This window comes from Rhodococcus sp. DK176 (assembly GCF_038447315.2).
In the GTDB taxonomy this organism is placed as follows: Bacteria; Actinomycetota; Actinomycetes; order Mycobacteriales; family Mycobacteriaceae; genus Rhodococcus_F; species Rhodococcus_F jostii_A.
This window is the reverse complement of record NZ_CP118321.2, coordinates 6,311,648-6,334,444: the sequence shown is the minus strand read 5'-3', so window position 1 is coordinate 6,334,444 and position 22,797 is coordinate 6,311,648. Positions and strand designations below refer to the sequence as shown.

At 67.4% G+C, this 22,797-nt stretch carries 21 protein-coding genes and 1 tRNA gene; 11 read left to right on the top strand and 11 right to left on the bottom strand.

Translation table 11 applies throughout. The features are described 5' to 3' along the window. Window positions 1-59 precede the first annotated feature (59 nt). On the bottom strand, window positions 60-1,523 hold the full coding sequence (locus PSR88_RS29435) for an MFS transporter (RefSeq protein WP_020476824.1): 1,464 nt from the start codon (window positions 1,521-1,523) through the stop codon (window positions 60-62). Window positions 1,524-1,767: 244 nt separating this feature from the next. On the opposite strand from PSR88_RS29435, the gene PSR88_RS29430 reads away from it, so the two are divergent. Genes PSR88_RS29430 through PSR88_RS29420 form a run of 3 tightly spaced genes read left to right on the top strand, consistent with a single transcriptional unit; the run spans window position 1,768 to window position 4,330 of the window. Beyond that, window positions 1,768-2,703, top strand: a complete 936-nt coding sequence (locus PSR88_RS29430) for a 3-oxoacyl-ACP reductase (RefSeq protein ID WP_011597900.1) — start codon at window positions 1,768-1,770, stop codon at window positions 2,701-2,703. Between the two features lie 25 nt (window positions 2,704-2,728). Continuing rightward, entirely contained in the window at window positions 2,729-3,472 is a 744-nt protein-coding gene (locus PSR88_RS29425) for an SDR family NAD(P)-dependent oxidoreductase (RefSeq protein ID WP_016883409.1), read from the top strand. 24 nt (window positions 3,473-3,496) lie between these two features. Next, window positions 3,497-4,330 (top strand): mycofactocin-coupled SDR family oxidoreductase, encoded by an 834-nt coding sequence (locus PSR88_RS29420; protein ID WP_016883410.1) that lies wholly within the window; start codon window positions 3,497-3,499, stop codon window positions 4,328-4,330. A 78-nt stretch (window positions 4,331-4,408) separates the two neighbouring features. Here the strand turns inward: PSR88_RS29420 and PSR88_RS29415 are convergent, their stop codons facing one another. Beyond that, entirely contained in the window at window positions 4,409-5,608 is a 1,200-nt protein-coding gene (locus tag PSR88_RS29415) for a DDE-type integrase/transposase/recombinase (protein WP_342338508.1), read from the bottom strand. A 183-nt stretch (window positions 5,609-5,791) separates the two neighbouring features. Here PSR88_RS29415 and PSR88_RS29410 point away from each other — a divergent pair, with 183 nt between their 5' ends. Both PSR88_RS29410 and PSR88_RS29405 read left to right on the top strand, forming a co-directional pair. Then, window positions 5,792-6,331 carry a MarR family winged helix-turn-helix transcriptional regulator gene (locus tag PSR88_RS29410; protein ID WP_011597897.1) on the top strand — a complete coding sequence of 180 codons (540 nt, stop codon included), beginning with the start codon at window positions 5,792-5,794 and terminating at the stop codon, window positions 6,329-6,331. Window positions 6,332-6,336: 5 nt separating this feature from the next. Beyond that, window positions 6,337-7,326: a helix-turn-helix domain-containing protein gene (locus tag PSR88_RS29405; RefSeq protein ID WP_016883411.1), complete on the top strand. Its 990-nt coding sequence runs from the start codon at window positions 6,337-6,339 to the stop codon at window positions 7,324-7,326. Here the strand turns inward: PSR88_RS29405 and PSR88_RS29400 are convergent. Together PSR88_RS29400 and PSR88_RS29395 are read right to left on the bottom strand one after the other, a co-directional pair. Further along, complete coding sequence (locus tag PSR88_RS29400) at window positions 7,298-7,900, bottom strand: metallophosphoesterase (RefSeq protein WP_016883412.1); 603 nt, start codon at window positions 7,898-7,900, stop codon at window positions 7,298-7,300. The two genes, PSR88_RS29405 and PSR88_RS29400, sit on opposite strands and share 29 nt — an antisense overlap. Then, the gene (locus PSR88_RS29395; RefSeq protein WP_029539506.1) at window positions 7,897-8,331 is read right to left on the bottom strand and encodes a hypothetical protein; all 435 of its coding nucleotides are present in this window, start codon (window positions 8,329-8,331) and stop codon (window positions 7,897-7,899) included. Before PSR88_RS29395 ends, PSR88_RS29400 begins: the two co-directional genes overlap by 4 nt. Before the next feature lie 167 nt (window positions 8,332-8,498). Here PSR88_RS29395 and PSR88_RS29390 point away from each other — a divergent pair, with 167 nt between their 5' ends. The 3 genes from PSR88_RS29390 (at window position 8,499) to PSR88_RS29380 (ending at window position 10,266) form a co-directional block, all read left to right on the top strand. Next, window positions 8,499-8,942, top strand: a complete 444-nt coding sequence (locus tag PSR88_RS29390; RefSeq protein ID WP_009479028.1) for a hypothetical protein — start codon at window positions 8,499-8,501, stop codon at window positions 8,940-8,942. Window positions 8,943-9,096: 154 nt separating this feature from the next. After that, window positions 9,097-9,468, top strand: a complete 372-nt coding sequence (locus PSR88_RS29385; RefSeq protein ID WP_009479027.1) for a hypothetical protein — start codon at window positions 9,097-9,099, stop codon at window positions 9,466-9,468. A 21-nt stretch (window positions 9,469-9,489) separates the two neighbouring features. Beyond that, the gene (locus tag PSR88_RS29380) at window positions 9,490-10,266 is read left to right on the top strand and encodes a class I SAM-dependent methyltransferase (protein WP_016883413.1); all 777 of its coding nucleotides are present in this window, start codon (window positions 9,490-9,492) and stop codon (window positions 10,264-10,266) included. 23 nt (window positions 10,267-10,289) lie between these two features. Here PSR88_RS29380 and PSR88_RS29375 read toward each other — a convergent pair. The 6 genes from PSR88_RS29375 to PSR88_RS29350 form a co-directional block, all read right to left on the bottom strand. Next, window positions 10,290-10,366, bottom strand: a tRNA-Leu gene (locus PSR88_RS29375). A 50-nt stretch (window positions 10,367-10,416) separates the two neighbouring features. Then, entirely contained in the window at window positions 10,417-11,361 is a 945-nt protein-coding gene (locus PSR88_RS29370) for a Ppx/GppA phosphatase family protein (protein WP_016883414.1), read from the bottom strand. Continuing rightward, window positions 11,358-11,912: a DUF501 domain-containing protein gene (locus PSR88_RS29365; protein ID WP_009479019.1), complete on the bottom strand. Its 555-nt coding sequence runs from the start codon at window positions 11,910-11,912 to the stop codon at window positions 11,358-11,360. The genes PSR88_RS29370 and PSR88_RS29365 overlap by 4 nt, the downstream gene beginning before the upstream one ends. Further along, entirely contained in the window at window positions 11,909-12,634 is a 726-nt protein-coding gene (locus PSR88_RS29360; protein ID WP_016883415.1) for an FtsB family cell division protein, read from the bottom strand. The genes PSR88_RS29365 and PSR88_RS29360 overlap by 4 nt, the downstream gene beginning before the upstream one ends. Before the next feature lie 33 nt (window positions 12,635-12,667). Further along, window positions 12,668-13,954 (bottom strand): phosphopyruvate hydratase, encoded by a 1,287-nt coding sequence (gene eno, locus PSR88_RS29355; RefSeq protein ID WP_005238851.1) that lies wholly within the window; start codon window positions 13,952-13,954, stop codon window positions 12,668-12,670. A gap of 197 nt (window positions 13,955-14,151) precedes the next feature. Next, the gene (locus PSR88_RS29350) at window positions 14,152-14,922 is read right to left on the bottom strand and encodes a lytic transglycosylase domain-containing protein (protein WP_029539507.1); all 771 of its coding nucleotides are present in this window, start codon (window positions 14,920-14,922) and stop codon (window positions 14,152-14,154) included. A gap of 246 nt (window positions 14,923-15,168) precedes the next feature. On the opposite strand from PSR88_RS29350, the gene efeU reads away from it, so the two are divergent. From efeU to efeB, 3 genes are read left to right on the top strand one after another with little or no spacing between them, the layout of a single operon-like run. Then, entirely contained in the window at window positions 15,169-16,095 is a 927-nt protein-coding gene (efeU, locus tag PSR88_RS29345; RefSeq protein ID WP_029539508.1) for an iron uptake transporter permease EfeU, read from the top strand. A gap of 16 nt (window positions 16,096-16,111) precedes the next feature. After that, a complete protein-coding gene (gene efeO, locus PSR88_RS29340; protein ID WP_016883416.1) occupies window positions 16,112-17,251 on the top strand; it encodes an iron uptake system protein EfeO in 1,140 nt (379 codons plus the stop codon). Between the two features lie 2 nt (window positions 17,252-17,253). Beyond that, entirely contained in the window at window positions 17,254-18,534 is a 1,281-nt protein-coding gene (efeB, locus tag PSR88_RS29335; RefSeq protein WP_029539509.1) for an iron uptake transporter deferrochelatase/peroxidase subunit, read from the top strand. Between the two features lie 37 nt (window positions 18,535-18,571). On the opposite strand, the gene PSR88_RS29330 is transcribed toward efeB, so the two are convergent. Next, the gene (locus PSR88_RS29330; protein ID WP_016883417.1) at window positions 18,572-22,546 is read right to left on the bottom strand and encodes a diguanylate cyclase domain-containing protein; all 3,975 of its coding nucleotides are present in this window, start codon (window positions 22,544-22,546) and stop codon (window positions 18,572-18,574) included. Window positions 22,547-22,797: the final 251 nt, after the last annotated feature.

Here is a 22,797-nt window from a genome sequence, read left to right as displayed (position 1 = left end):
TGCCACACCGACACGAGGCCCGCAGATGCTGCGGGCCTCGTGGTCCGGCAAGGAAACTGTCAGGCGACCATCTCCGACTTCGGCGTCGCCACGTCGACCGGACGCTCGATCTTGTTGCGGATGAGGAGAAGTCCCATCACCGCGGCCAGCATTCCGGCGACGGCGAGGGTGAAGAAGGCGTAGACGAAGCCCTTCTCCGAGTACTGCGCGGCGCGGCCCACCAGGACAACACCGGGGATCGCGACGATGGCGATCATCACCTGACTGCCGATCGCACTGCCCAGTGAGCCGGACAGGTTCAGCATCCCGCCTGCGATCCCCTGTGTCTGCGCGGGCACGGTGCGCATGATGAGGTTCGGCAGCGTCGCCGACGCGGAACCGAGCCCGAGGCCGATCACCAACTGCCCGAACATCATCTGGACCGTCGAGTCGTGCAGGGTGGCGAGCAGGAACGATCCGAGTGCGAGGGACGCGCCGCCGAACACCAGAACCGGTGCCGGGCCGATGCGGCGGGTGAAGTATCCGCCGACCGGGCCCGCGATCATCGACACGACGCCCGTGGGGACGGTGTAGATGGCGACGGCGAGTGCGGTGACTCCGAATCCGTAACCGAGACCGAGGTCGGGATCGGTCATCACGAACATCGGGATGAGCATCGAATGGCTGACCAGGACGAACTGGACGAAACCGCTGGCGGCCAATGTTTTCGCGACGGGTCCGTGCTTCAGCATCTGCAGGTCGATGAGCGGTTCCTTCGGCGTGCGTTCGTAGAGCAGCCAGCCGGCGAGGATGGCGAGCCCGCCGCCAACGCACAGCAATGTCTGCGGGGCCGTGTAACCCCACGCGGTGGCCTTGCCGATACCGAACAGCAGCACGAAGGCGCCGAGGCCGAGGATGGCCGCGCCGAGCACATCCAGCTTCGATCGCGTCCGCAGCGTGGTCTCGGGAACGAAGATCGCGACCGCGATTCCGACGACCGCCACGTGGAGGAGTTGCGCCCAGAACACGCCGGTGTAGCCGAAGTGGTCGATGAGGTAACCGCCGATGATCGGGCCGAGGATGGTGCTGGCCCCCATTCCGGTGGCGACGAATCCCACGGCCACGGGAATGATCGACGGGGGCAGGATGTCTCGGATCAAGCCGTAGGCGAGCACGAGGATCGCCATGCCCGCACCCTGCAAGCCGCGGCCCACGAGGAAGAGTTCGAAGTTGGGGGCCAGCGCGCCGAGTAGTGAACCGACTCCGAAAACCGCGGCGGACACGAGCATCATCCGCTTCTTGCCGTAGATGTCGCCGAGTTTGCCGACGAGCGGAGTCGAGGCGGCGAGCATCAGGGTGACGATCGTGATCACCCAGCCGACGTTCGCGGTGCCGAAGTGTTTCGCGATCTCCGGCAGCGCCGGGGTGACGAAGTTGTAGGCGAGCGGGATGACTTCGACCAGAAGGATGATCAAGGCCAGCAGGGCGAACGCCTTCCCGCGTGAGAGCGGTGCGCGCTCCGCCTCACCTGGGGACAGGGGCATGTTATGCATATGTGGCTCCGGGGGATTCGAGAGGATCAGCACGCCCAACCTGGCATGCCGTCCAGTGACGTCGACCACAGTTCCCACTCACCGAGACCTGCCCGCAGCCGGTGTCGTCGATGCCTAATCGGCAGGAAAACTAGAAAACATTCCTCCATCAGATCGCGCCCTACTGGTGACTGAGCAGTAGTTCGTGCGATACAACTAGAATGAAATCTACTTCTTCTCGCAATCAGGAGTTCCCATGACGGAATCACTCAGCCTCGCCGGACGCACCGCCGTCGTCACCGGCGCAGGCGCAGGCCTCGGCCGGGCCGAAGCCCTCGCACTCGCCGCCGCAGGCGCGGCAGTCGTCGTCAACGACATGGGCGAGGGCGCACACGAGGTGGCCGCGGAGATCGCGGCGGCCGGCGGCCGCGCCACCGCCGTGACCGGCGACGTCTCCGACTGGGCGCTGGGCGAACGCCTCGTGCACGAGGCCGTCCGCACGTTCGGATCGATGGACATCCTCGTCAACAACGCCGGAATCCTGCGCGACAAGATGATTTTCAACCTCTCCGAAACCGACTGGGACGACGTCATCCGCGTCCATCTCAAAGGGCACGCCGCCACCTCGCGCGCCGCCGCCGTGCACTGGCGCGAGGCGAGCAAGGCCGCCGGAGGCCCCGTGTACGGGCGGGTCGTCAACACGTCGTCCGAGGCGTTCCTGTTCGGATCGGCGGGCCAGCCCAACTACTCGGCCGCGAAGGCCGGGATCACCGCACTCACACTGTCGACGGCACAGGGCCTGTCCCGTTACGGGGTGCGCGCCAACGCGATCTGCCCGCGCGCCAGGACGGCCATGACCGCCGACGCGTTCGGCGAGAACACGGCCGACGCGGGACTCGACCCCCTGTCCCCCGAACGGGTCGCCACCCTCGTCCACTACCTGGCCTCCCCCGCCTCCGAGGAGATCAACGGGCAGGTGTTCGTCGTGTACGGCAAGATGGTCGCGCTGATGGCGGCGCCGAAGGTCGAGAACCGCTTCGACGCAGCGGGTTCCGCGTTCTCACCCGAGGAGCTCGAGGATCGTCTCACACCCTATTTCGCCGGCCGCGGACCGTACGAGAACTATGCCGCGTTCAGCGTCGCCGAACTGGAGAACGTCGCGCTGGCGACCGGCGACACCGCCGATGTCTGAGCCACACCCGCAGAAGGAGCACACGATGAGGTTGCACGGAAAGACGGCGATCGTGACGGGCGGCGCCGGAGGCATCGGCCGGGCCGTGACGACGGTGTTCGTCCGTGAGGGCGCCAACGTCCTGTTCGTCGACATCGACGACGAACGCGGCAAGGACCTCGAGCTGGAACTGGGATCGTCCGCTCGCTTCCTGAACACCGACATCTCCCGGCGCGAGTCCGCGGAGCAGATCCGGGACGCCGCCGTCGCCGCGTTCGGATCCGTGGACGTCCTGGTCAACAACGCCCACGCCTCGCGGCAGGCACTGCTGATCGACCACACCCAGGAGATGTTCGACCTCTCGTTCCGGACCGGGTTCTATCCGGTCGTGCACCTCATGCAGGCCTGCTACGAGCAGTTGAAGGCGGCGAACGGGTCGGTGATCAACTTCGCGTCCGGGTCCGGGCTCGACGGCATGCCCACCCAGACGTCGTACGCCGCGGCGAAGGAAGCGATCCGCGGCGTCAGCCGGGTGGCGGCCAACGAGTGGGCTGCCGACCAGATCCGGGTGAACGTGATCTGCCCGTTCGCCGCGACCGAGGGCGTCCTCGCCTGGCAGGAACGATTCCCCGACCGTGCCGCCGCGTCCGTGGCGAAGGTTCCGCTCCAGCGGATCGGCGATCCCGAGACCGATATCGCGCCCGTAGCGGTGTTCCTCGCGTCCGAAGATTCGCGGTACATGACCGGACAGACACTGATGGCGGACGGCGGCAGCATCAAGCTGCGCTGATCCGCCCCGGACAGGAGAACGACGATGGAAGACTTCGAAGGCCGGGTCGCCCTGATCACCGGCGGCGCCCGAGGCCAGGGCCGCAGCCACGCGGTCGCACTGGCCGAGCGCGGAGCAGACATAGTTCTGTGCGACCGCTGCGAGGACAGCCCGGCGGTGAACTATCCCCTGGCCACCGCCGCCGACCTCGGCGAGACCGCGGAGCTGGTGCGCGCCACCGGTCGCCGGTGCATCACCGCCGAGGCGGACACCGCCGACCGGGCCGCGATGGACGCACTGATCGCGGAGGCGGAGTCCGAGTTCGGGCGGATCGACGTCGCGGTCGCGAATGCCGGCGTCTCGGTGGCCGCCCCGGTGCAGTCGCTCACGCAGGAGCAGTGGTCGGAGGCGATCGGTTCCAACCTCACCGGCGTCTTCAACACCGTGGGAGCGGTGGCGCCCGGCATGATCCGGCGGGGATACGGCCGGATCATCACCATCTCGTCGATGCTCGGCCGGGCCGGCAACACCAACATGGCCGCGTACGCGGCGTCGAAGTGGGGCGTCATCGGGCTCACCAAGAGCGCGGCGCTCGACCTCGCCCCGCACGGCATCACGGTGAATGCGATTGCGCCGGGCAATATCTCGACACCGATGATTCACAATGACGCCCTCTACCGGGTGATGCGACCCGACCTCGAGGCGCCCGCAGCGGAGGACGTGGAACCGGTGTTCCGCAGCCTGCACGCCCAGCCCGTGGCGTGGCTGGACGCCGCCGAGATCACCCGGGTCGTGCTGTTCCTCGCCGCCGAGGGCAGCGCACACATCAGCGGTATCGTCCTGCCCGTCGACGCAGGCAATGCCGCGCGCGGCCTGTGAGTACTTATTAACCGCCCGACGTTTGTGCTGTCTACGTAGATGTGAGACACGGGTGTCTACGTAGATGTGAGACAGATTTTAGGCGGGGCGGAGTTTGCCTTGGTAGCGCTTGGTGTGGTCGAGGTGTAGGTGGCCGATCACGTTGCCGTCGGTGGTGTAGGCGGTGACGTGGTCGTCGTCGCGCAGCAGGGTGACGGTTTGCCCGGCCATCTTTCGGCCGACGCTCAGGCGGGCGCGGGAGTCGACGCACACGGTGCCGACGGAGGAGACGACCAGGGCGTGCACGGTGGCGTCGTGTTGGATCGGAAGGTGCTGCGGCCCACCGAGGATCGCCGCATGCCGCCAGGCCTGCAGTGGTGGCATCTTGACGGCACTGTGCGGGCGTTCGGTGTTGTAGAACCGCTGGTACGTCTCGCACAGTTGCTGCAGTTCGGCGATGGTGGCCGCGGTGGTGGGCCGTGCGGCCAACCATTGCTTGAAGGTGCGGTGGTGGCGTTCGACCTTCCCGCAGGTCTGCGGGTGATACGGGGTGGAGTGGATCAGCCGCGCCCCGGCCTGCTCCACGACCCGGGTGAAGCCGGAGATGCCGCCCTTGGTGCGGCGGGAGGTGAACGCGCTGCCGTTGTCGGCGAGCACCAACGCCGGGACCCCGAAGCCGGTGAACGCGGCGGTGATCGCCGCGATCGCCCCGGCGGCGGTCTCGGCGTCCGCGACCCGGGTGGCGACCAGGGTGCGGGTGCAGTCGTCGAGGACCTCGAAGACGACGACCTTCTCGCCGGTGGCCAACCGGACCTGGGTGGCGTCGATCTGGTAGCAGTCGCGGGGGTTGCGGTAGCAGAACCGGCGGTACGACGATTTCGGGCGTTTCTTCGGCGCCGGGATCACCAGGTCGTAGCGGGTGAGGATCGTGTTGATCGTGGCCCGGGACGGGATGGTCCAGCCCTCGGCGGCCCAGTTGTGTTTCTCGGCGACGGCCTGCAGGTGGTAGGCGATGGTGTCGGCGCCGCGCTCGTGGTGGGGCAGGTCCAGGCGAAGCCGCACGATTTCGATCTCGACCGCCAGTGGGGTTGCGTGTGGGCAGGAGGTGGGCCGGCGGGACCGGGTGGTCCACCGGCCCTCCTCCTCGATCCGTTTCTTGTGTCGGTAGGCGGTGGCACGGGGGATCCCGTGGTCGGCGCACCAGCGGGCGAAGTTCCCGCCGAACATGTCGGCGCCGGTGTTGTGGGCGAGCACCAGCAGGGCGTGTAGCAGGTCCATGACGGCATCCGTTCCGGTCATGAACCAAGTTCACGACCAGTCAGGTGCCTCACACCTCGTCGACGGCAGCGTGTCTCACATCTGGGTAGACATCATTTGTCTCACATGTCCCCAGACTCAACAAACCGCCCGACGTTAACAAGTACTCACGGGCGCCATTGGTCAAGGCTTTGATTACACCCATTCGGCCGCTAACCTGTGGTCATGCCCGAGGAGACGACCGACCAGAGCAACCTGGACTTCCTGTCCTTCGTGGACTTCGCGGTGGGTAAGACCGTCGACGAACTGCCCGAGGTCGATCCGGTGTCGATGCGGCTGGTTCTCGCACTGCACCGCGTGACCAGTGCCCTCGTCTACGACCTCGAGTCGACGGTCCACCGGCCCAGCGGGTGGAGCTGGCCCGGATTCCGCGTGCTGTTCGTGTTGTGGCTCGCCGGACCGTGCGAGGCCAAGCGGGTGGCCTCGCTGTCCGGGATGAGCAGGTCTGCCGTGTCGGCGCTGGTGAACACGCTCGAGCGCGACGGTCTCGTGACGCGGCGACCGTCCGCCGGCGACCGCCGGGCGGTCGACCTCGAGCTGACCGACGCCGGACACGACGCCATCGTCAGCACGTACTCGGCGCACAACAAACGCGAGCAGACGTGGACCGAGACGCTGACACCGTCGGAACGGCTCGTCCTGATCGGGTTGCTGGAGAAGCTGGCGTCGGGCACCGCCGCCCGCGAAGCCGTCAAACGCAATTGAGACAGATGGTGGCCGCGAGCAGTGTCATTCGTCCGGCGGCACAGCGCCTCGTCTCGTTCGACGAGTTCCGCGAGGCGGTGAGCGACGCGTTCGTCCCCCTCGAGATGACGTCGGCAGACCACGACGACTTCCGTGGCGTCGTCCGCGGCGTGACGGTCGGCGCGGTTCGGATCAGCGAGGTCACGGCCGCCCCGCACGTCATTCGGCGAACGCCCCGGACCATCCGCGCCGCGAACCCCGACTACTTCAAACTCGGACTGCAGGTGCGCGGGAATTGCGTCCTGAGCCAGGACGGCCGCGAAACCGCTCTCACGCCCGGCGACTTCGCGATCTACGACACGACCCGGCCGTATCAGCTGTCGTTCGACGACCGGTTCCGGATGCTGGTCGTGATGTTCCCCCGGCACCTCCTCCGTGTTCCGCCCGACGGCGTCGCCCAGCTCACCGCACGCCGAGTGCCAGGCGGGCAGGGCCTCGGCGCCGTCGTCACCCCGCTGTTGCGCGGGCTCGGCGAACAGATCGCCGACGCCTCACCCACCGTCGCGGTGCACCTCGGCGATGCCGTCCTCGATCTGGTCGCGGCCGCGTTCGCCGAGCAACTTCACCTCGCCGGCGGGGTGCTCCCGCAGTCGCGCGGGGACGCATTGCTCGCCAGGGTCACCGCCTTCCTCGACGAGCGGCTCGCCGACCGGGACCTGGATCTGCACTCGATCGCCGCCGCGCATCACATCTCGGTGCGGCACCTGCAGAAGATGTTCGAAGCCGACGGCGACACGGTCAGCGGATGGATTCGACGCCGCCGCCTCGAGCAGTGCCGACGCGATCTCGCCGACCCCAGTTACCGCGACCTACCCGTCTCGGCCATCGGTGCCCGCTGGGGTTTCGCCGACGCCGCCCACTTCTCCCGGCTGTTCAAGAACGCGCACGGATCGACGCCCGGCCGATACCGTGCCGACGCCACACCGGTCACCGAATCGACGCGCCCGACTCGATGATCTCCGCGATCTCGTCGACGTGCACGGGCCTGCGCCAACTGTCCCAGCCCACGTGGATCTGCCGCGGATGCACGGACGGATCGAGCACGCCGTCCTGGTGAGTATGCCCGTGCAGCAACCACTCTCCCTCGTCCTGCAGCCGGTACTTCACGCCCCGGTCCTCCGCGGTGTGGTCGCCGACGTACGGGAAATGCGAGAGCAGGACGGTCTCGCTCGCGATCTTCCGCCGCGCGAACAACTGCACCGACGCGAACGTCTCCAGGAACACCCGTTGCCGGATGTGACTGTTGCGGTTCGCCATCGGGTGACACGAGTCGTGATTGCCGGGGATCAGATGCAGTTCGACGTTCCGCTTCCGTGCGAACTCGCCCAGTGCGCGCAGCGCCCAGTCCTCGGCGGTCTTACCTCCGACGGTGATGTCGCCGAGTATCCAGAGTTGATCGCCGCTCCCGACGGCGGCGCCCAACGCGTCGAGGATGGATTCGTCGTGCGCATCGATCTCCGAGTCGAAGCCCCGGATCTCCACCAGCCGTGCGTGACGAAGGTGCAGATCGGACGTGAACCACACGCTCATGCCAGGAACCGCGACCGCAGTTCCGCGAAGAACGCCGCCGACAGCCGCTCGAAGTCGTCGGCGCTCACACGGATCCGGTCGCCGATCTCGAGCTTCAGAACGGACTGGCCGGAGACATACTTCAGGACGCTGATGCCGCGCAGGACACCGTCGTTGTTCATCAACGAGTCGGCGACGATCTCGACTTCGTTGAGCGGGTTCCCGTCCTTGCCCGTCACCGCCCGGATCCGGTGGACGAAGTAGCGGTCCAGCACCAGGACCATGTTGTCGAAGAACAGTGACTCGAAGTCCTCGAGTGCGGCGAAGACCTTCTTGCCCGTGACCTCGCCCGCAATCGCCCCCGTCAGCGACGTGTACGCGGCGACCTGCTCCGCGACGGACGCCTCGGCGTGATCGATCTCTTCCTTCGTGTAGTTCTTCCGTCCGAGCACTTCGCCGTCTCCTTCGATGCACCGGGTGTCGGATCGACACGCCGAACTCCCAGACCAGCAGTGTTCCACCTTCCACATCCCAGCAGATGAGGGTTCGAGGTGCGATACTCCCGGGTGGCTCCTGCCTCGTATCACCCGGCAACCGAGAAGTCCGGAAGGATGCACCAATGAAGGTCACGATTGCACGAACCGTAGGTATCGCCGCCGCTGTCGCCGGCGCGAGTCTGCTCGCCGCCCCCACCGCGTCCGCGGCACCCGAAGACCTCACAGTCGGTATCGGCGTCGACGGGAATGTCGTGGTGATGGACGTCCGGTACGCCGCCCCCGGGGCAGTGGTGTGCGTGATGAACGTCCGGTCCGTCGACGGAACCGTTTCGGCCGCCACCGTGGGCCCGGCCACCGTGATGGGCGGAGACGACGGCGAGCTCAGGGCCACCCTCGACCCCGGCGAGTACGCGGTGCAATGGTCCTGCTCGAGCGTGCCGTCGTTCGAACAGTGGGGAAGCATCCCGCCGCTGACCAACGGCACCGTCGAACCCACCGTCGTCACCGTCACCGAGACGTCGGGACCGGGCGGCGGAGGCTCGTCCGGCAGTCCGTTCGGCAGCTGACGGACCGTACGTACGTGACCGGCAAAGCGTGTTCGAGCACTCTTTCTCACTCACGTATGCGGGAATGGCGAACTTCTTGGACCGGTGCGTAACGAAACGGCTCCGAGTGGGGATTGACAGTACGGAATCCCGCAACGGACAGGAACCCTCCGCCATGGCTACCGTCACGCACATCGATATCGCTCGCGCCCGCCGCTCCCGTCGGGTTCTCTTCATCGGCAACCCCACGCGGTACAAAGAGGTGTCGCACTGGGCGATGGTCAAGCAGTGGATGGTGGTCCACGGACTCGAGCCCGTCCGGAAGATGGACGGCCCCGCGCTCTGCGCGATCGTCACCGAGGACGTCCTCGACGGGGTCGGCTCACCCCAGGACGCACTGACCGTTCAGCACGCCCGTGAGCAGGGCATACCGGTCATCAGCGTCCACGACAGCACCCAGATCTGGCAGGCCACTGCCCGCGTCCGCGCGTCCATCGCGCGGGCCGGGGGCGGCGCACACTCGAGCCCGCACCACCAGGGCGCCTGAGGTAGGCCGGGCCCGGCCGTCATGGTCGATTGGGACGGCGAAGGCTACGCCGACGTCGGCGCCCTCCAGCGCGCCGTCGCGGAGGAGTCGATCGCGGAACTCGCCCTCGCGGGCAATGAACGGGTGCTCGACGTGGGATGCGGCGACGGATTCGTCACGCTCCGAATCGCGGAACGCCTTCCCGGCGGTTCGGTGGTCGGAGTGGACGCATCGCCGCGGATGATCGCGAAGGCCCAATCCAGAATCTTGCCGGACGGCACCCGCGCCGAGTTCCGTATCGCCGACGCACGCGCCCTCCCGTTCGACGGCGAGTTCGACGTCGCGGTGTCGTTCAACGCGCTGCACTGGGTCCCCGACCTGCAGGTGGCATTGGCCGGAATCGCCCGCAGCGTCGTGAACAGCGGACGTGTGATCATCCAGATGGTGTGCGCGAGCCCGCGGACCAGTGTCGAAGACGTCCTGATGGCCGTGGCGGCGCGCCCGCGATGGGCGGAGTTCTTCGCCGACTTCACGGCGCCGTTCATCCACATCCAACCGCAGAAGTTCCGCGACGTCGCGAGGGCGGCAGGACTCGACACCACCGACCTCGTCGTGCGCGATGTCGAATGGGATTTCGGTTCCCGGGAGGAATTCGCGCGGTGGTGCACCGTCGGATCCACCGACTGGACCACGCACCTCGACGACGCAGCCGTGCCGGAGTTCATGGACGACGTCGTGCGCGAGTACGAGCAGATCTCCGGACGCCCCGGACTGTTCCTGTTCACCCAGATGCGGGCGGAACTCGTCCGAACGTCCTGATCCGCCCAAGCACGCCTGGACAGTGGTGCCCCCAGTCGGACTCGAACCGACACTGTGCGGATTTTAAGTCCGCTGCCTCTGCCAATTGGGCTATAGGGGCTACCGGTCGCCGAGGGTGTCGCTCGGCGACCGTGCGCAGATCACCCTAACTCAGGCGATCGACAATGCGATTCCGTCGAGGATGTCGTGTTCGCTGACGACGAGTTGGTCGATGCCGGCCTTCTTCTCGAATGCGTCGGCCAGTGTGAGGGTCACGATCGCGCCGCCGCCGATGACGTCGACCCGCCCCGGGTGCATCGGGCCGAGCGCGGCCCGTTCGGTGTGGGTCATGGCGATCAGCGAGTCGCAGACCTCCCGCAGCCGGGGCATCGGTATGCGGGAGAGATGCACCTGCTCGGCGTCGTATTCGGGCAGTTCTTTGGCGAGTGCGGCGATGGTGGTCATCGTTCCGGCGACGCCCACCCAGGTGTGGGCCTGTTCGACGGGGACACGCGCGAACGCCTCGCCCAGGCGCTCCTGTGCGAACGCGCGGGCCTCCTCCACCTGTGCGGGGGTCGGCGGATCGTCGTGGAGGCAGCGCTCCGTGATGCGCACGCACCCGATGTCGGTGGAGAAGGCGGCGTGGACGCCGGATTCGTCGCCCAGGACCACTTCGGTGGAACCGCCGCCGAGGTCCACGACCACGAACGGTCCCTGCGACGGATCGAGTTCCCCGACTGCTCCGTTGAACGACAACCGTGCTTCCTCGTCGCCGGTGATGACCTCGGCTCCGGCGCCGGGGATGACGGCGCCCAGCACCTCGCGGGTCATCGAGAAGAAGTCTTCCCGGTTGGACGCGTCGCGGGTGGCGGACGTGGCCACCATGCGGATGGCTGTGGCGCCGGCGTCCGCGATCATTCCGGCATACTCGCTCAACGCGATTCGGGTGCGTTCGATGGCGCCAGGCGCCAGGCGCCCGGTGGCGTCCACGCCCTGTCCCAGCCGGACGACGCGCATCTCGCGACACACGTCGTGCAGTGCGCCCTGCTCGTCGACGTCGGCGACGAGCAGACGGATGGAGTTCGTGCCGCAGTCGACGGCGGCGACGCGCGTCACTGCTCGGGACTTTCGACGTCGTCGATGCCGGGCCAGTCCGCGGGAATCGCGGTGCCCCTCAGCTTTCCGCCTGCCGCGGACGCGGCCAGTGCCACCGATTCGTCGCCCAGCGGGTTGACGCCCGGCCCCTTCGCCAACGAGTGGGCCATCAGCACGTGCAGGCATTTGACGCGCTCGGGCATTCCGCCGCCTGTGAAGTCCGTTCCGAGGGGCTCGATGGCGTCGCGCTCGGCGAGATACGACTCGTGGGCGCGCAGGTACGCAGCCGCGAGCTCCGGATCCTGTCCGAGACGCTCGGTCATTTCACGCATGACCCCGGCGGACTCCTGCCGGCTGGCTTCCGCGGTCAGTCGCGGATCGGTCAGGTAGTACAGCGTCGGAAACGGTGTTCCGTCCGGAAGTTTGGGCGCGGTCTTCACGACGCCGGGCGTGCCGTCGGGACTGCGGTACGCGATCTCGAGCACTCCACGCGGTTCGCGGCCCAGCTGGGCGGCGACGGCGTCGAGGTCTTCCTGCGGCACGGGGCTGGACGGGTCGGACGAAGTGGTCACCCGGTGGGTTCTCCTGGTTCTGGCGGTACGGGCGGCGGCACCACGGGCGGCGCCGGAGCCGGTGCCGGCTGCACCTCGGGCGCTGCCGGCGGTTCTGAAATGGTCTTCCACAGGTCGGAGTACCAGGGGCCTGCCATCTCGGCGTCCTTCTCCTCCGGCTTCTCCGGTTCCTTGTAGTCGCCGGGCAACTGCACCTGGAACGGGGTGTCGCCGGGCTTCACCCACCGGAGCCGGCCGCGTGCCTGCGCCTCGATGTAGGCGGGGTCGGAGTATCGCTCCTCGAGTATCCGCAGTTCCTGCAGATCCTTCTCGAGCTGAACCTGTTCCGCCGCAATACGATCCGCTTCCCCACGCTGGGTGAGGTAATTGCGCAGCGGAACCGCGAGGGTGAGCGCGAGAAGCAGCACGACCATGACGAGGACGAGCGCCTTGCCCGTCGACAGTCCGAGGATCGTGTGCTCGGAGCGAATTGCGCGGGCGGCCCCGGTCGCGCCCACCCGTCTCGGGCGGGCGCGACCGGGGAGCACCTTGCCGGTGTCGGCGCCGTCGACGGCGTCCTGTTTGCCGTCGGCCTGCCCCGGCGTCGTCGACTTGGTGGTGCGGGGGCGCCGCGCTCCGCCGGGAGTGCCGTCCGCCCGGTTTCCGCGGGCCCGTTCACCACGCCCGGAGCCCCGGCCGCCCGGACTTGCTCCGGACGACCGCGGCCTGCCGCGCTGTGCCACCTACCCCAACACCCCTTACTCGACTGTCGAACGTCAGCCTTCGAACGCGAACCGCGGGAAGGCGACCTCGCCGGCGTAGCGGGCGGCGTCGCCCAGGTTCTCCTCGATGCGCAGCAGCTGGTTGTACTTGGCGACGCGCTCGCTGCGGGCGGGGGCACCGGTCTTGATCTGACCGCTGCCCACGGCGACCGCGAGGTCGGCAATGGTGGTGTCCTCGGTCTCACCGGACCGGTGGCTCATCATCGTCTTGTAGCCGTTGCGGTGCGCGAGATCGACGGCATCGAGGGTCTCGGTCAGCGTGCCGATCTGGTTGACCTTCACCAGCAGCGCGTTCGCGGCGCCCTTGACGATGCCCTCTTCCAGACGCTCCGGGTTGGTGACGAACAGGTCGTCACCGACGAGCTGGACCTTGTTACCGATCTGATCGGTCAGGGCGACCCAGCCGTCCCAGTCGTCCTCGTCCAGCGGGTCCTCGATGGACACGATCGGGTAGGCGTCGACCAGCTCGGCGTAGAACGCCGACATCTCGGCCGCGGTCCGGTTGCTGCCCTCGAACTTGTAACCGGTGCCGTCGGTGTAGAACTCGGTGGCGGCGACGTCGAGTGCCAGTGCCACGTCGGTGCCCAGGACCAGGCCCGTCTTGCCGATGGCGACGCTGATCAGGTCCAGTGCTTCCTTGGTGCCCGCGACGTCGGGGGCGAAGCCGCCCTCGTCACCGAGACCGGTGGCCAGGCCCTTCTCCTTCAGCACCGACTTGAGGGCGTGGTACACCTCGGCGCCCCAGCGCAGCGACTCCTTGAACGTGGCGGCACCGATCGGGGCGACCATGAACTCCTGGACGTCGACACCGGTGTCGGCGTGCGCGCCACCGTTGAGGATGTTCATCATCGGGACGGGAAGGACGTGGGCGTTGGGGCCACCGACGTAACGGAAGAGATCCAGACCCGACGACTCGGCGGCCGCGCGGGCCACCGCCAGGGACGCACCCAGGAGCGCGTTGGCGCCCAGACGCGACTTGTCCGGGGTGCCGTCCGCGTCCAGCAGGGCCTGGTCAACGGTCCGCTGCTCGGTGGCGTCGATCCCGATGATGGCCGGAGCGATCTCGCTCAGGACGGCCTCGACGGCCTTCTCGACACCCTTGCCGCCATACCGGTCGCCGCCGTCACGCAATTCGACGGCCTCGTGCTCACCAGTCGATGCGCCCGACGGAACCGCGGCGCGAGCGAAACTTCCGTCGTCGAGCAGCACCTCGACCTCCACCGTGGGGTTACCACGGGAATCGAGGATCTCACGGGCTCCGACCTGCTCAATGATGGACACTTGCTGATTCTCCTTATATGGGCTTCGCACTGTGCACCGACCGGTCCGATCGTGCCAGGGACACCAGATCGTGCCAGCACACAGCGTAACGGCACACCGAAACCGGCGGGGGATGGCGCGCCCCGCGGCCGGGCGATCCGCCCGCGCGACACCTTTCGATGTGGCGTCGATCACGTCACGAACCGGCGGCGGAAGGATTACGGGCGCACCCCGACCGAGTAGGCGGACGCCCGGTCGCGTACCAGCGTGAGGTACTCCCCCGAGAGGTTGTAGGCCATCAGCGCCGACTGCCAGCCCTCCGCAGCGGTGAGGTCGCCGCCCCGCTCGCAGAGGTAGCGGGCGGCAGTCAGCGCCGCGTCGTCGATGTTGTCGGCGTCGGCCACGCCGTCACCGTTGGCGTCGACCCCCCACCGCTTCCAGGTCTCGGGAATGAACTGCAGGGGTCCCATCGCGCGGTCGTGCACCGGATCGCCGTCCATCGCCCCGCCGTCGGTGTCGGGGATTTCGGCGACACCAGGGCCCCCGTCGAGGGGGATGCCCCGGATCTCGGGCGTCACCTGACCAGTGGGCCCGACCGTCGAACCGGCGTGGGTGCCGTGCCGGCTCTCCACGCTCGCGATTCCGGCGAGGGTGGTCCACCCGATCCCGCATTCCGGCTTCGTCTCGGCCATCACCGTCGCCGCATAGCCGTACGCCTCGAGCGCGATACTCCCGACGCCGATCGAGTCGGCCAGTTCGGCGGACCATCCGTGCAGTTGATCCGCCGAACGTCCCGGCGCGTTGATGTCGATCGGCGGGGTCGCCGCCCCCGGCCCGGGTGGGATGCCTTCCGGTATCGCGATCCTCGGTTGCTGGTCCCGCGAGCACGCGCCGTAGGCGAGAACCACGACAACCGTCGCCGCGAGAAGAGCGAACAGCGGTCCGGGCCATCGGGAACGACGTTTCGGACGCACGGGATATCGGTTCACGTCTCCATCATCCACACACGAAACTCGTCGATCCCGGCCACCCGAGACCGCTCCCACACCGAGCCGGGTCACGGCGTGACAACACACCAAAGGTAAAGGGTTGTAAAAGTGCTGGTGAGGGGTTCTTCGGACAAGGAGGCGCGGTGTATGTTTTCCACAGGCCTAAGGTTCGCCTTGCCTATCGCAAGGTTGCCTACCCAACCTTGCGGACCACTCGGCTCGACCTCGCCTCGCCCAGGAGTCTGCATGTCCGTCCTCGCCGCAGGGACCGCGCCGTCGATCGCCACACAACTGTTCGGCAGTGGATTGATCGGCCTGCGCGAGGGCCTCGAGGCGGGCATCGTCGTCATGATCCTGGCCGCGTTCCTCGTGAAAGCGGAACGCAAGGACGCACTCAAGTGGGTCTGGCTCGGCGTCGGCATCGCCGTGGCGATGGTGGCGGCGATCTTCCTCGTCATCCACTACGGAACGTCCACCGTCACCGGGCTCACCGCGGAGATCATCGCCGGCGTCGCGTCTCTCGTCGCGGTCGCGATCGTCACCGTCATGGTGCTGTGGATGCGCAAGGCTGCGCGGACCATCTCCCACGACCTCAAGGCGGGCATGGAGAAAGCTCTGGTCGCCGGTCCCGTCGCGGTGCTCACCCTCGCCTTCTTCGCCGTCGGCCGCGAAGGCGTGGAGACCGCGCTCCTCATGGTCGGGTACGCGGAGAACACGGCGGGCAGCGCCTGGCCCCTCGTCGGCCTGCTGCTCGGCATCGTCGCCGCCGCGGTCCTCACGGTCCTGCTGTACTTCGGCGCCGTCCGGCTCGACTTCGCGAAATTCTTCAAGTACACCGGCATCTTCCTGATCATCGTCGCCGCCGGAATCCTCGGGTACGGCATCCATGCCCTGCAGATCGGCGGAGTCCTGCCCGGCGGTTCGGCACTCGCCTTCGACATCTCCGGCGGCTACGACGCGTCCAGCTGGTACGGCACCGTCATGGCGGGGATCTTCAACTTCCGGCCCGACCCGACCGTCCTCCAGGCCGTCGCCTGGGTCGTGTACGTCGTCGTGGTCCTGTTCCTGTTCCTCCGGCCCGTCTCCGCACCCACACCGGCCCCCGCTGCACCTGCAGCTGATGCGGCACCCGAGCGCACCGCCACTCCCACCCCCGACGAGACCGTTTCGTGAAAGGCAACTTCCGCCCATGAAGACCCCGCGCCGCACCACCTTCGCCCTCGCCTCGGTCGCTCTGCTGCCGCTGGCGCTCGCAGGCTGCACCGAGAAGTCGACCGCGAGCACGGACGACATCACCGTCACCGCGAGCGACGACACGTGTGACGTCAGTGCCGACTCCGGGACCACCGGGAACAACACGTTCCAGGTCACGAACAACGGCAGCAAGGTCACCGAGTTCTACGTGTACGCGGAGGGCGACCGGGCGATGGGTGAGGTCGAGAACATCGGTCCCGGGCTCACCCGCCAGCTCATCGTGTCGCTGCCCGACGCAGGCACCTACCAGCTCGCGTGCAAGCCCGGCATGGTCGGCAACGGCATCCGTCAGGACTTCACCGTCACCGGCGACTCGATGAGCGCATCCGACGAGAGCGGGCAACTCGCCGAGGCCGCCGACGGCTACCGCCGCTACATCCGCAGCCAGGTCGTCGCGCTGCAGGACACGACGCAGCAGTTCGTCGACGCCGTCAAGGCGGGCAACGTCGAGCAGGCCAAGGCCCTCTTCCCCGCCTCCCGCACCTACTACGAGCGCATCGAGCCCGAGGCGGAGAGCTTCGGCGAACTCGACCCCAAGCTCGACCTGCGGGAGGCCGACCTCGAACCCGGGCAGGAATGGACGGGCTTCCACCGGCTCGAGAAGGATCTGTGGGTCACCGGTCCCCAGCCCGACACCAACGCGATCGCCGACCAACTCGTCGTCGACGTCCAGTACCTCGCCGACCAGGTGAACGCCGAGGACTACACGATCGACCCCACCAAGATCGCCGGCGACGCGCAGGGGCTGCTCGACGAGATCTCGACGTCGAAGATCACCGGTGAGGAAGACATCTTCTCGCACACCGACCTGTGGGACTTCCAGGCCAACGTCGACGGCTCGCAGGCCGCGGTCGCCGCACTGCAGCCGATCATCGACGAACGCAATCCCGAACTGTCCGCGAACATCACCCAGCGTTTCGCGGACCTCGATGCCGAACTCGCTCAGTACCGCCAGGGCGACGGGTTCGTCTTCTACGACACTGTCAACGAACAACAGCGCCAGGAACTGTCGCGCAAGATCGACGCCCTCTCGGCCGAGGTCAGCCAGGTTCAGGGCGTGGTAGCAGGCGCATGATCATGACTGATCCAACCGGTACGACCGACACGACCACCTCGCCGGACGAGCGCAAGGGCATGTCCCGACGACGTCTGTTCGGCGCCGTCGGGGCGGGAGCCGCCCTTGCCGGCGCCGGTGCACTGGTCGGGCGCGCCACCGCCGCCGAACCGCCACTCTCGCACGCCGACGTCGTCGCCTTCCGGGGTGAACACCAGGCCGGCATCGTGACGCCGGCGCAGGACCGGATGCACTTCGTGGCGTTCGACGTCACCACGAAGTCCCGTGAGGAACTCGAAGCACTCCTGAAGAAGTGGACCGAGATGGCCGCGCGGATGACCGCCGGCGAGGAGGCCACCCCGGACGGTGCCATCGGCGACGGCGCCTACGTCCCGCCCAGCGACACCGGTGAGGCGCTCGGCCTTCCGGCGTCCCAGCTGACGCTCACCATCGGGTTCGGGCCCTCACTGTTCGACGACCGGTTCGGGTTCGCGTCCAAGAAGCCCGCCGCGCTCGTCGACCTTCCGCACTTCCGGGCGGACAACCTGGACCCGGCGCGCAGCGGTGGCGACATCGCGATCCAGGCGTGCGCCAACGACCCGCAGGTGGCCGTGCACGCCATCCGCAACCTGGCGCGCGTCGCGTTCGGGACGGCCTCGGTCCGGTGGTCGCAACTGGGGTTCGGCCGCACCTCGTCGACGTCGACCACCCAGGACACACCGCGAAACCTGTTCGGGTTCAAGGACGGAACGAACAACATCAAGGCCGAGGAACCCGGCATCCTCGATCAGCACGTGTGGGTGGCGTCCGGCGACGACCAGGCGTGGATGGGCGGCGGCGCATACCTCGTGGCGCGGCGGATCCGCATGCTCATAGAGCAGTGGGACCGCACCGTGCTCGGCGAGCAGGAACGAGTGATCGGACGGTCCAAGGGCACCGGCGCCCCGCTGAGCGGCAAGGCGGAATTCGACGAACTCGACCTCGATTCCAAGAAGGGTCACGACCCGGTGATCGACGTCGACGCGCACGTGCGGCTGGCGTCCGCTCAGGAACTCGGCGGCATCCAGATCCTCCGTCGCGGATACAACTTCACCGACGGCTCCGACGGTTTCGGCCACCTCGACGCCGGACTCTTCTTCATCGCCTACTGCCGCAACCCGCAGGAACAGTTCGTGCCGATGCAACTCAACCTGTCCCGGAACGATGCGATGAACGAGTACATCCAGCACGTCGGGTCCGCCCTCTTCGCCTGCCCGCCCGGCCTCGCCGAGGGGCAGTACTGGGGGCAGGGACTGTTCACGTAGAGCCTCCCGATCCCGCGCACGTGACACCGCCTGTGCATCAACGGTGCCGGCCGAGCAACCGAAGGTCGAGCTGGTCGGGGGGCAGCGGACGGCCGTGGTAGTGCCCCTGGGTGACGTCGCAGCCGTATCGACGCAAGGCCTTCAGGGTGTCTTCGTCTTCGACGCCTTCGGCGACCAGAGACGCACCCAGGCTGTGTGCGAGCTCCACGGTCGATCGGACGATCGCGACGGATCGAGGGTCGCTGGCGAGGCGGGCGACGAAGATCCGGTCGAGCTTCAGCTCATCGACGGCGAGGTCCTGCAGATAGGCAAGGGAGGACCAGCCGGTGCCGTAGTCGTCGATCGACAATCCGATTCCCAGACCCTGCAGCGCCTCGACCACCCTTCTGGCGCGCCTGTAGTCGGTCATCAGCACGCTTTCGGTGATCTCGAGGATCAACGTGTCGGCGGGTAACCGAAGGTCGTCCAGGAGTCGGTCGATCTCGGCAACCAGGTCTGCGTCGAGCAGATTCGTGACCGACAGGTTCACTGCGACGGTCAGCGATATACCACGATCGAGCCAGCTCCTCGCCTGACCCAGCGCAAGCTCCAGCACTCTCGCTGTCAGTGGACGCATCAGTCCGGACTGTTCGGCCTGAGGAAGGAATTGATCGGGCAGGAGTAAACCGCGGAGGGGATGCTCCCACCGAACGAGAGCCTCGACGCCGTGCACCCGGCCGTCGCATGTACTGACCTTCGGTTGGTAGTAACACGTGAGCTGACCACCAGCGATCGCCGTCCGCAGCTCGTCGATGGTCTGCCGCTCCTCCATGCTGCGCTGGTTCTCGGCGGCGTCGTACACCTCGAGCGCGCGGCGGTCGCACTTGGCCCGATACATCGCCACTCCCGCGCGCTGCAGCAAGTCCTGGGGGTTGGCGCAATGTTGCGGGCAGAGGGCGATCCCGATGCTCGCCTCGACGTGAACGGTGACCTCGTCGAGGTCAAACGGCTCGCGTAACACTTCGAGCAGACGATCAGCCAGCGCACAGGCTTCCGCAAGATCGATCCCTGACGGGAGTAGGACCGCGAACGCGTCTCCGCCGATGCGGGCCGGCAGATCGCCCGGCCGCACCGACCGGGCCAGCCGATCCGCGACCTGGCGCAGCAACTGATCGCCCACATACCGTCCGAAGGAATCATTGATCTCGTTGAACCGGTCCAGATCCATCAGCAGCACGCCGGGACCCGGACGTCGGGGTTGCCCGGCCGGCTGTGCCACGTGGTCGAAGTACTCGGCCGCCAGAGCGGCCGTGATTGCCCGCCGATTTGCCAGGTTCGTGAGGTCGTCGGTCCTCGCCTCGCGGTGGCTGTCGGCCAGGACGACTACTTCACGGAACGTCACTGCGAATCGGGCGGCGACCGCGAGCAGGCTGAGCGCGGCCAGAACCACCGCGAGCCGCGACAGCCGCGCATCGTGGTCGAGCACCAGAAGGCCCACCGCCGCGGCGGTGCACACCAGTGGGGGAACCCAGATAGCCAGCCCGGGGCGCTGATCGGATCGCCGCGGGCCGGGGGCCCGCCAACTGGCCATGGCCACCAGCAACACCGCGACGTGCGGGAGCGCATCGATCCACGTGCCCTCGACGTAACCGTCGGCATTGCGAAACAGATAGGCAGTGTCGGCCACCGCGAACAGCATGAACCCCGCGACCAGCAGCACCCACCGCTGCTCGGCACGCCAACCCAGCACCGCAAGCGCTCCGACCGCGAGCGCCAGGAGCAGCACGTCTCCCACCGGGTATGCCAACCCGACGATCACCGCTGCGGGCGATCCGCTCGCCACCGACTCGATCGGACCGAATGCGAGGGCCGCTGCCAGCGCCGCCAAGGTCAAACCGGCGGTGATGGCATCCAACCAGATCTCGGCCGGTAATCGCCGCGCTCGCGCGCGGAGGAGCAACACCAGCCCGATGTAGACGAGTGGGTAGAACGCCAACTTCAGCGGATCGGCCAGCGATGGGGACTGTCCATCGGGCACCCACGACATCGCCACGACATCGCCCACGCACCAGCTCGTCAGCCCCAGCGCGATCAGCCACCATGCCTGCCGCTCGGCCGGCACCCACCACGCGCGAGCGGCGACCACGACGCCGACCGACAGCGTCAATCCGTCGTAGAGCACCTCGCGCAGCACGATCCAGCCTGCCTGATCCCCTGCCGCGATCGAGATCCCGTACAGAACCGCACCGATCAGCAGAAGCCCGAGCGCCGCAATCACACCGCGCCGTGACCGACCGGGTGGCGACACCCAGCCGGTCCGAAACGGCCGCGTTCGGCTGTGTGCCGACAACAGTCCGGTCGCGTCGCCCCACCCCGAGAGAGCCTGCTCCTCTACGGATTCCACGGCTCGCGGCAGGTTCTCGATCTCCCCGGGCCCGGTGTCGATGGTTCGGAGGGTGGGGTGGTCGGCGTGGGTTCGCCCGTCGATCTCGTCGAAGCCGGCCGGATTCGGCATGAAACTGCGAAGGCAGCCCCCGCCGCAGCGTTTGGCCGCGTACATTGCCAAATCTGCCTGTTTGAGCAGGCTCTCGGTCGTCGCGTCGGGGACCTCGGATGTGGCAATGGTCAGTCCGATGCTGGGACGGATGGAGAGCGCGACACCATCGATGACGAACGGCGGGATGAATGCCTCGAGCACCCGATCTGCGGCCGACAGAGCATCCTCGACGCTCCCTTCGACCAGTGCCGCGAACTCGTCACCTCCGAGCCGGGCGACGGTGTCGGTGCTCCGCACGCACCCGGTGAGCCGTTCGGCAACGCGGATCAACAGCTCGTCCCCTGCGGGATGGCCGAGGCTGTCGTTGACTGTCTTGAAATCGTCGAGGTCCACACACAGCACCACGATCGGTGTCAGTTCCCGTCGTTGGCGCTGCAGTGCCTGGTCGAGTCGGTCGAGAAACAACGCACGGTTCGCCAGTCCGGTCAGTCGGTCGCGAAAGGCCTGTCGGGCCACGGTGAGCAACAGCCGCCGGTTCTCGGCCAACACGATGAACTGCCGTGCCAACAAGGTGAATACCAGGACCAAAATCGCGGCGGGAATCGGGCCGGAGCCCAGGCTGGGCAGCTCTCGCTGCAGGCCGACCGCAACGGCCAGCAACAACGGAACGTACGGCAGCCACAACCGTGCTCGGGACGGAATCTGCACCGGGACCGGTTCGGGCGACGGTGTGCGGGTGCTCGACAGCGCCGCCAGCCCAATCGAGACGAAGGCTGCCACCCAGCCCAGGTCGGTGACACCGCCGTTGTGATAGGTGCCTAGCGCGGTCAGGTAGGAGACCGCGCTGGCCGACAACGCCATGAGAATGATCCCGATGCACAGCAGTCCCAGGGTCAGGCGTTCCCCCGCCCGCGCTCGGGTCAGAACCACAATCGCCATCGTCGCAATCACCAGGTCGGCGACAGGATAGGCGAGGGACAACACGAGGCTGACCGGTGTGTCGCTTCTCGCGCGGTACACGCTGCCGAGCACGCTTACCCATGACACCACGAACAGTGAACCGGCCACGATGATTCCGTCCAGAATCAGCCGGGTACGGGACTGTCCGCTGTCACCGGCCGGGAACAACAACAGCGCCGCGCATGCGCCGACCGGGAACAACAGATATGCCGCAGCCGCCGCGGAGGGGAACGGTATCTGATCACTTCGCTGGCCCACCACGTGGTAGCACCAGATGGCTTGACCGACCGACCAGGCCGCCAGCCCACCTGCCAACGCCGACCAGCTATGGCGCACCGCGCCCCGCCCTACCCAGGCAGCCCAGGCGGCACACGCGGTGGCGAGAACCACGAACACCAGCAGACTCACGTCGGCAATCACGATCGTCGTAAACGCTCCATCCCATCCCCACCACGAACCCAGCGCGAACAGCAGCGACGGAACGATGAATGCGACCGCGATCGCCCACAGACCGCCTTTCCACACGGCCTCGGCACTCGACGACGTCCCCACCCGCTCGGCTGACCGATGTCCCATCGCCACCACCCGAACTGCCGCCTGCCGTCGTCAATTAAAGGGATTTGAAGTATCCAGATGTCCATCTTTGCACGACATACATGCTGAAATATAGTCCAAAAAGATACCCATAGTATGTTTCCGTGGCCGCCCGTAAGGCAGTACTCGTCGACTGTGCCCGGATCTGCACGCTACCGTGCGCGATCGCGGTCAGCGGCCGACGAGTTTCCGGATCAACCGGGGAAGTGGCCGCCGAAACCGCGGACAGTCGC

Excerpts from the sequence above, each read along its gene's own strand:
- PSR88_RS29435 (WP_020476824.1), bottom strand. The coding sequence starts at position 1,523 with ATGCCCCTGTCCCCAGGTGAGGCGGAGCGCGCACCGCTCTCACGCGGG.
- PSR88_RS29430 (WP_011597900.1), top strand. The coding sequence starts at position 1,768 with ATGACGGAATCACTCAGCCTCGCCGGACGCACCGCCGTCGTCACCGGC.
- PSR88_RS29425 (WP_016883409.1), top strand. The coding sequence starts at position 2,729 with ATGAGGTTGCACGGAAAGACGGCGATCGTGACGGGCGGCGCCGGAGGC.
- PSR88_RS29420 (WP_016883410.1), top strand. The coding sequence starts at position 3,497 with ATGGAAGACTTCGAAGGCCGGGTCGCCCTGATCACCGGCGGCGCCCGA.
- PSR88_RS29415 (WP_342338508.1), bottom strand. The coding sequence starts at position 5,608 with ATGACCGGAACGGATGCCGTCATGGACCTGCTACACGCCCTGCTGGTG.
- PSR88_RS29410 (WP_011597897.1), top strand. The coding sequence starts at position 5,792 with ATGCCCGAGGAGACGACCGACCAGAGCAACCTGGACTTCCTGTCCTTC.
- PSR88_RS29405 (WP_016883411.1), top strand. The coding sequence starts at position 6,337 with ATGGTGGCCGCGAGCAGTGTCATTCGTCCGGCGGCACAGCGCCTCGTC.
- PSR88_RS29400 (WP_016883412.1), bottom strand. The coding sequence starts at position 7,900 with ATGAGCGTGTGGTTCACGTCCGATCTGCACCTTCGTCACGCACGGCTG.
- PSR88_RS29390 (WP_009479028.1), top strand. The coding sequence starts at position 8,499 with ATGAAGGTCACGATTGCACGAACCGTAGGTATCGCCGCCGCTGTCGCC.
- PSR88_RS29385 (WP_009479027.1), top strand. The coding sequence starts at position 9,097 with ATGGCTACCGTCACGCACATCGATATCGCTCGCGCCCGCCGCTCCCGT.
- PSR88_RS29380 (WP_016883413.1), top strand. The coding sequence starts at position 9,490 with ATGGTCGATTGGGACGGCGAAGGCTACGCCGACGTCGGCGCCCTCCAG.
- efeU (WP_029539508.1), top strand. The coding sequence starts at position 15,169 with ATGTCCGTCCTCGCCGCAGGGACCGCGCCGTCGATCGCCACACAACTG.
- efeO (WP_016883416.1), top strand. The coding sequence starts at position 16,112 with ATGAAGACCCCGCGCCGCACCACCTTCGCCCTCGCCTCGGTCGCTCTG.
- efeB (WP_029539509.1), top strand. The coding sequence starts at position 17,254 with ATGACTGATCCAACCGGTACGACCGACACGACCACCTCGCCGGACGAG.
- PSR88_RS29330 (WP_016883417.1), bottom strand. The coding sequence starts at position 22,546 with ATGGGACATCGGTCAGCCGAGCGGGTGGGGACGTCGTCGAGTGCCGAG.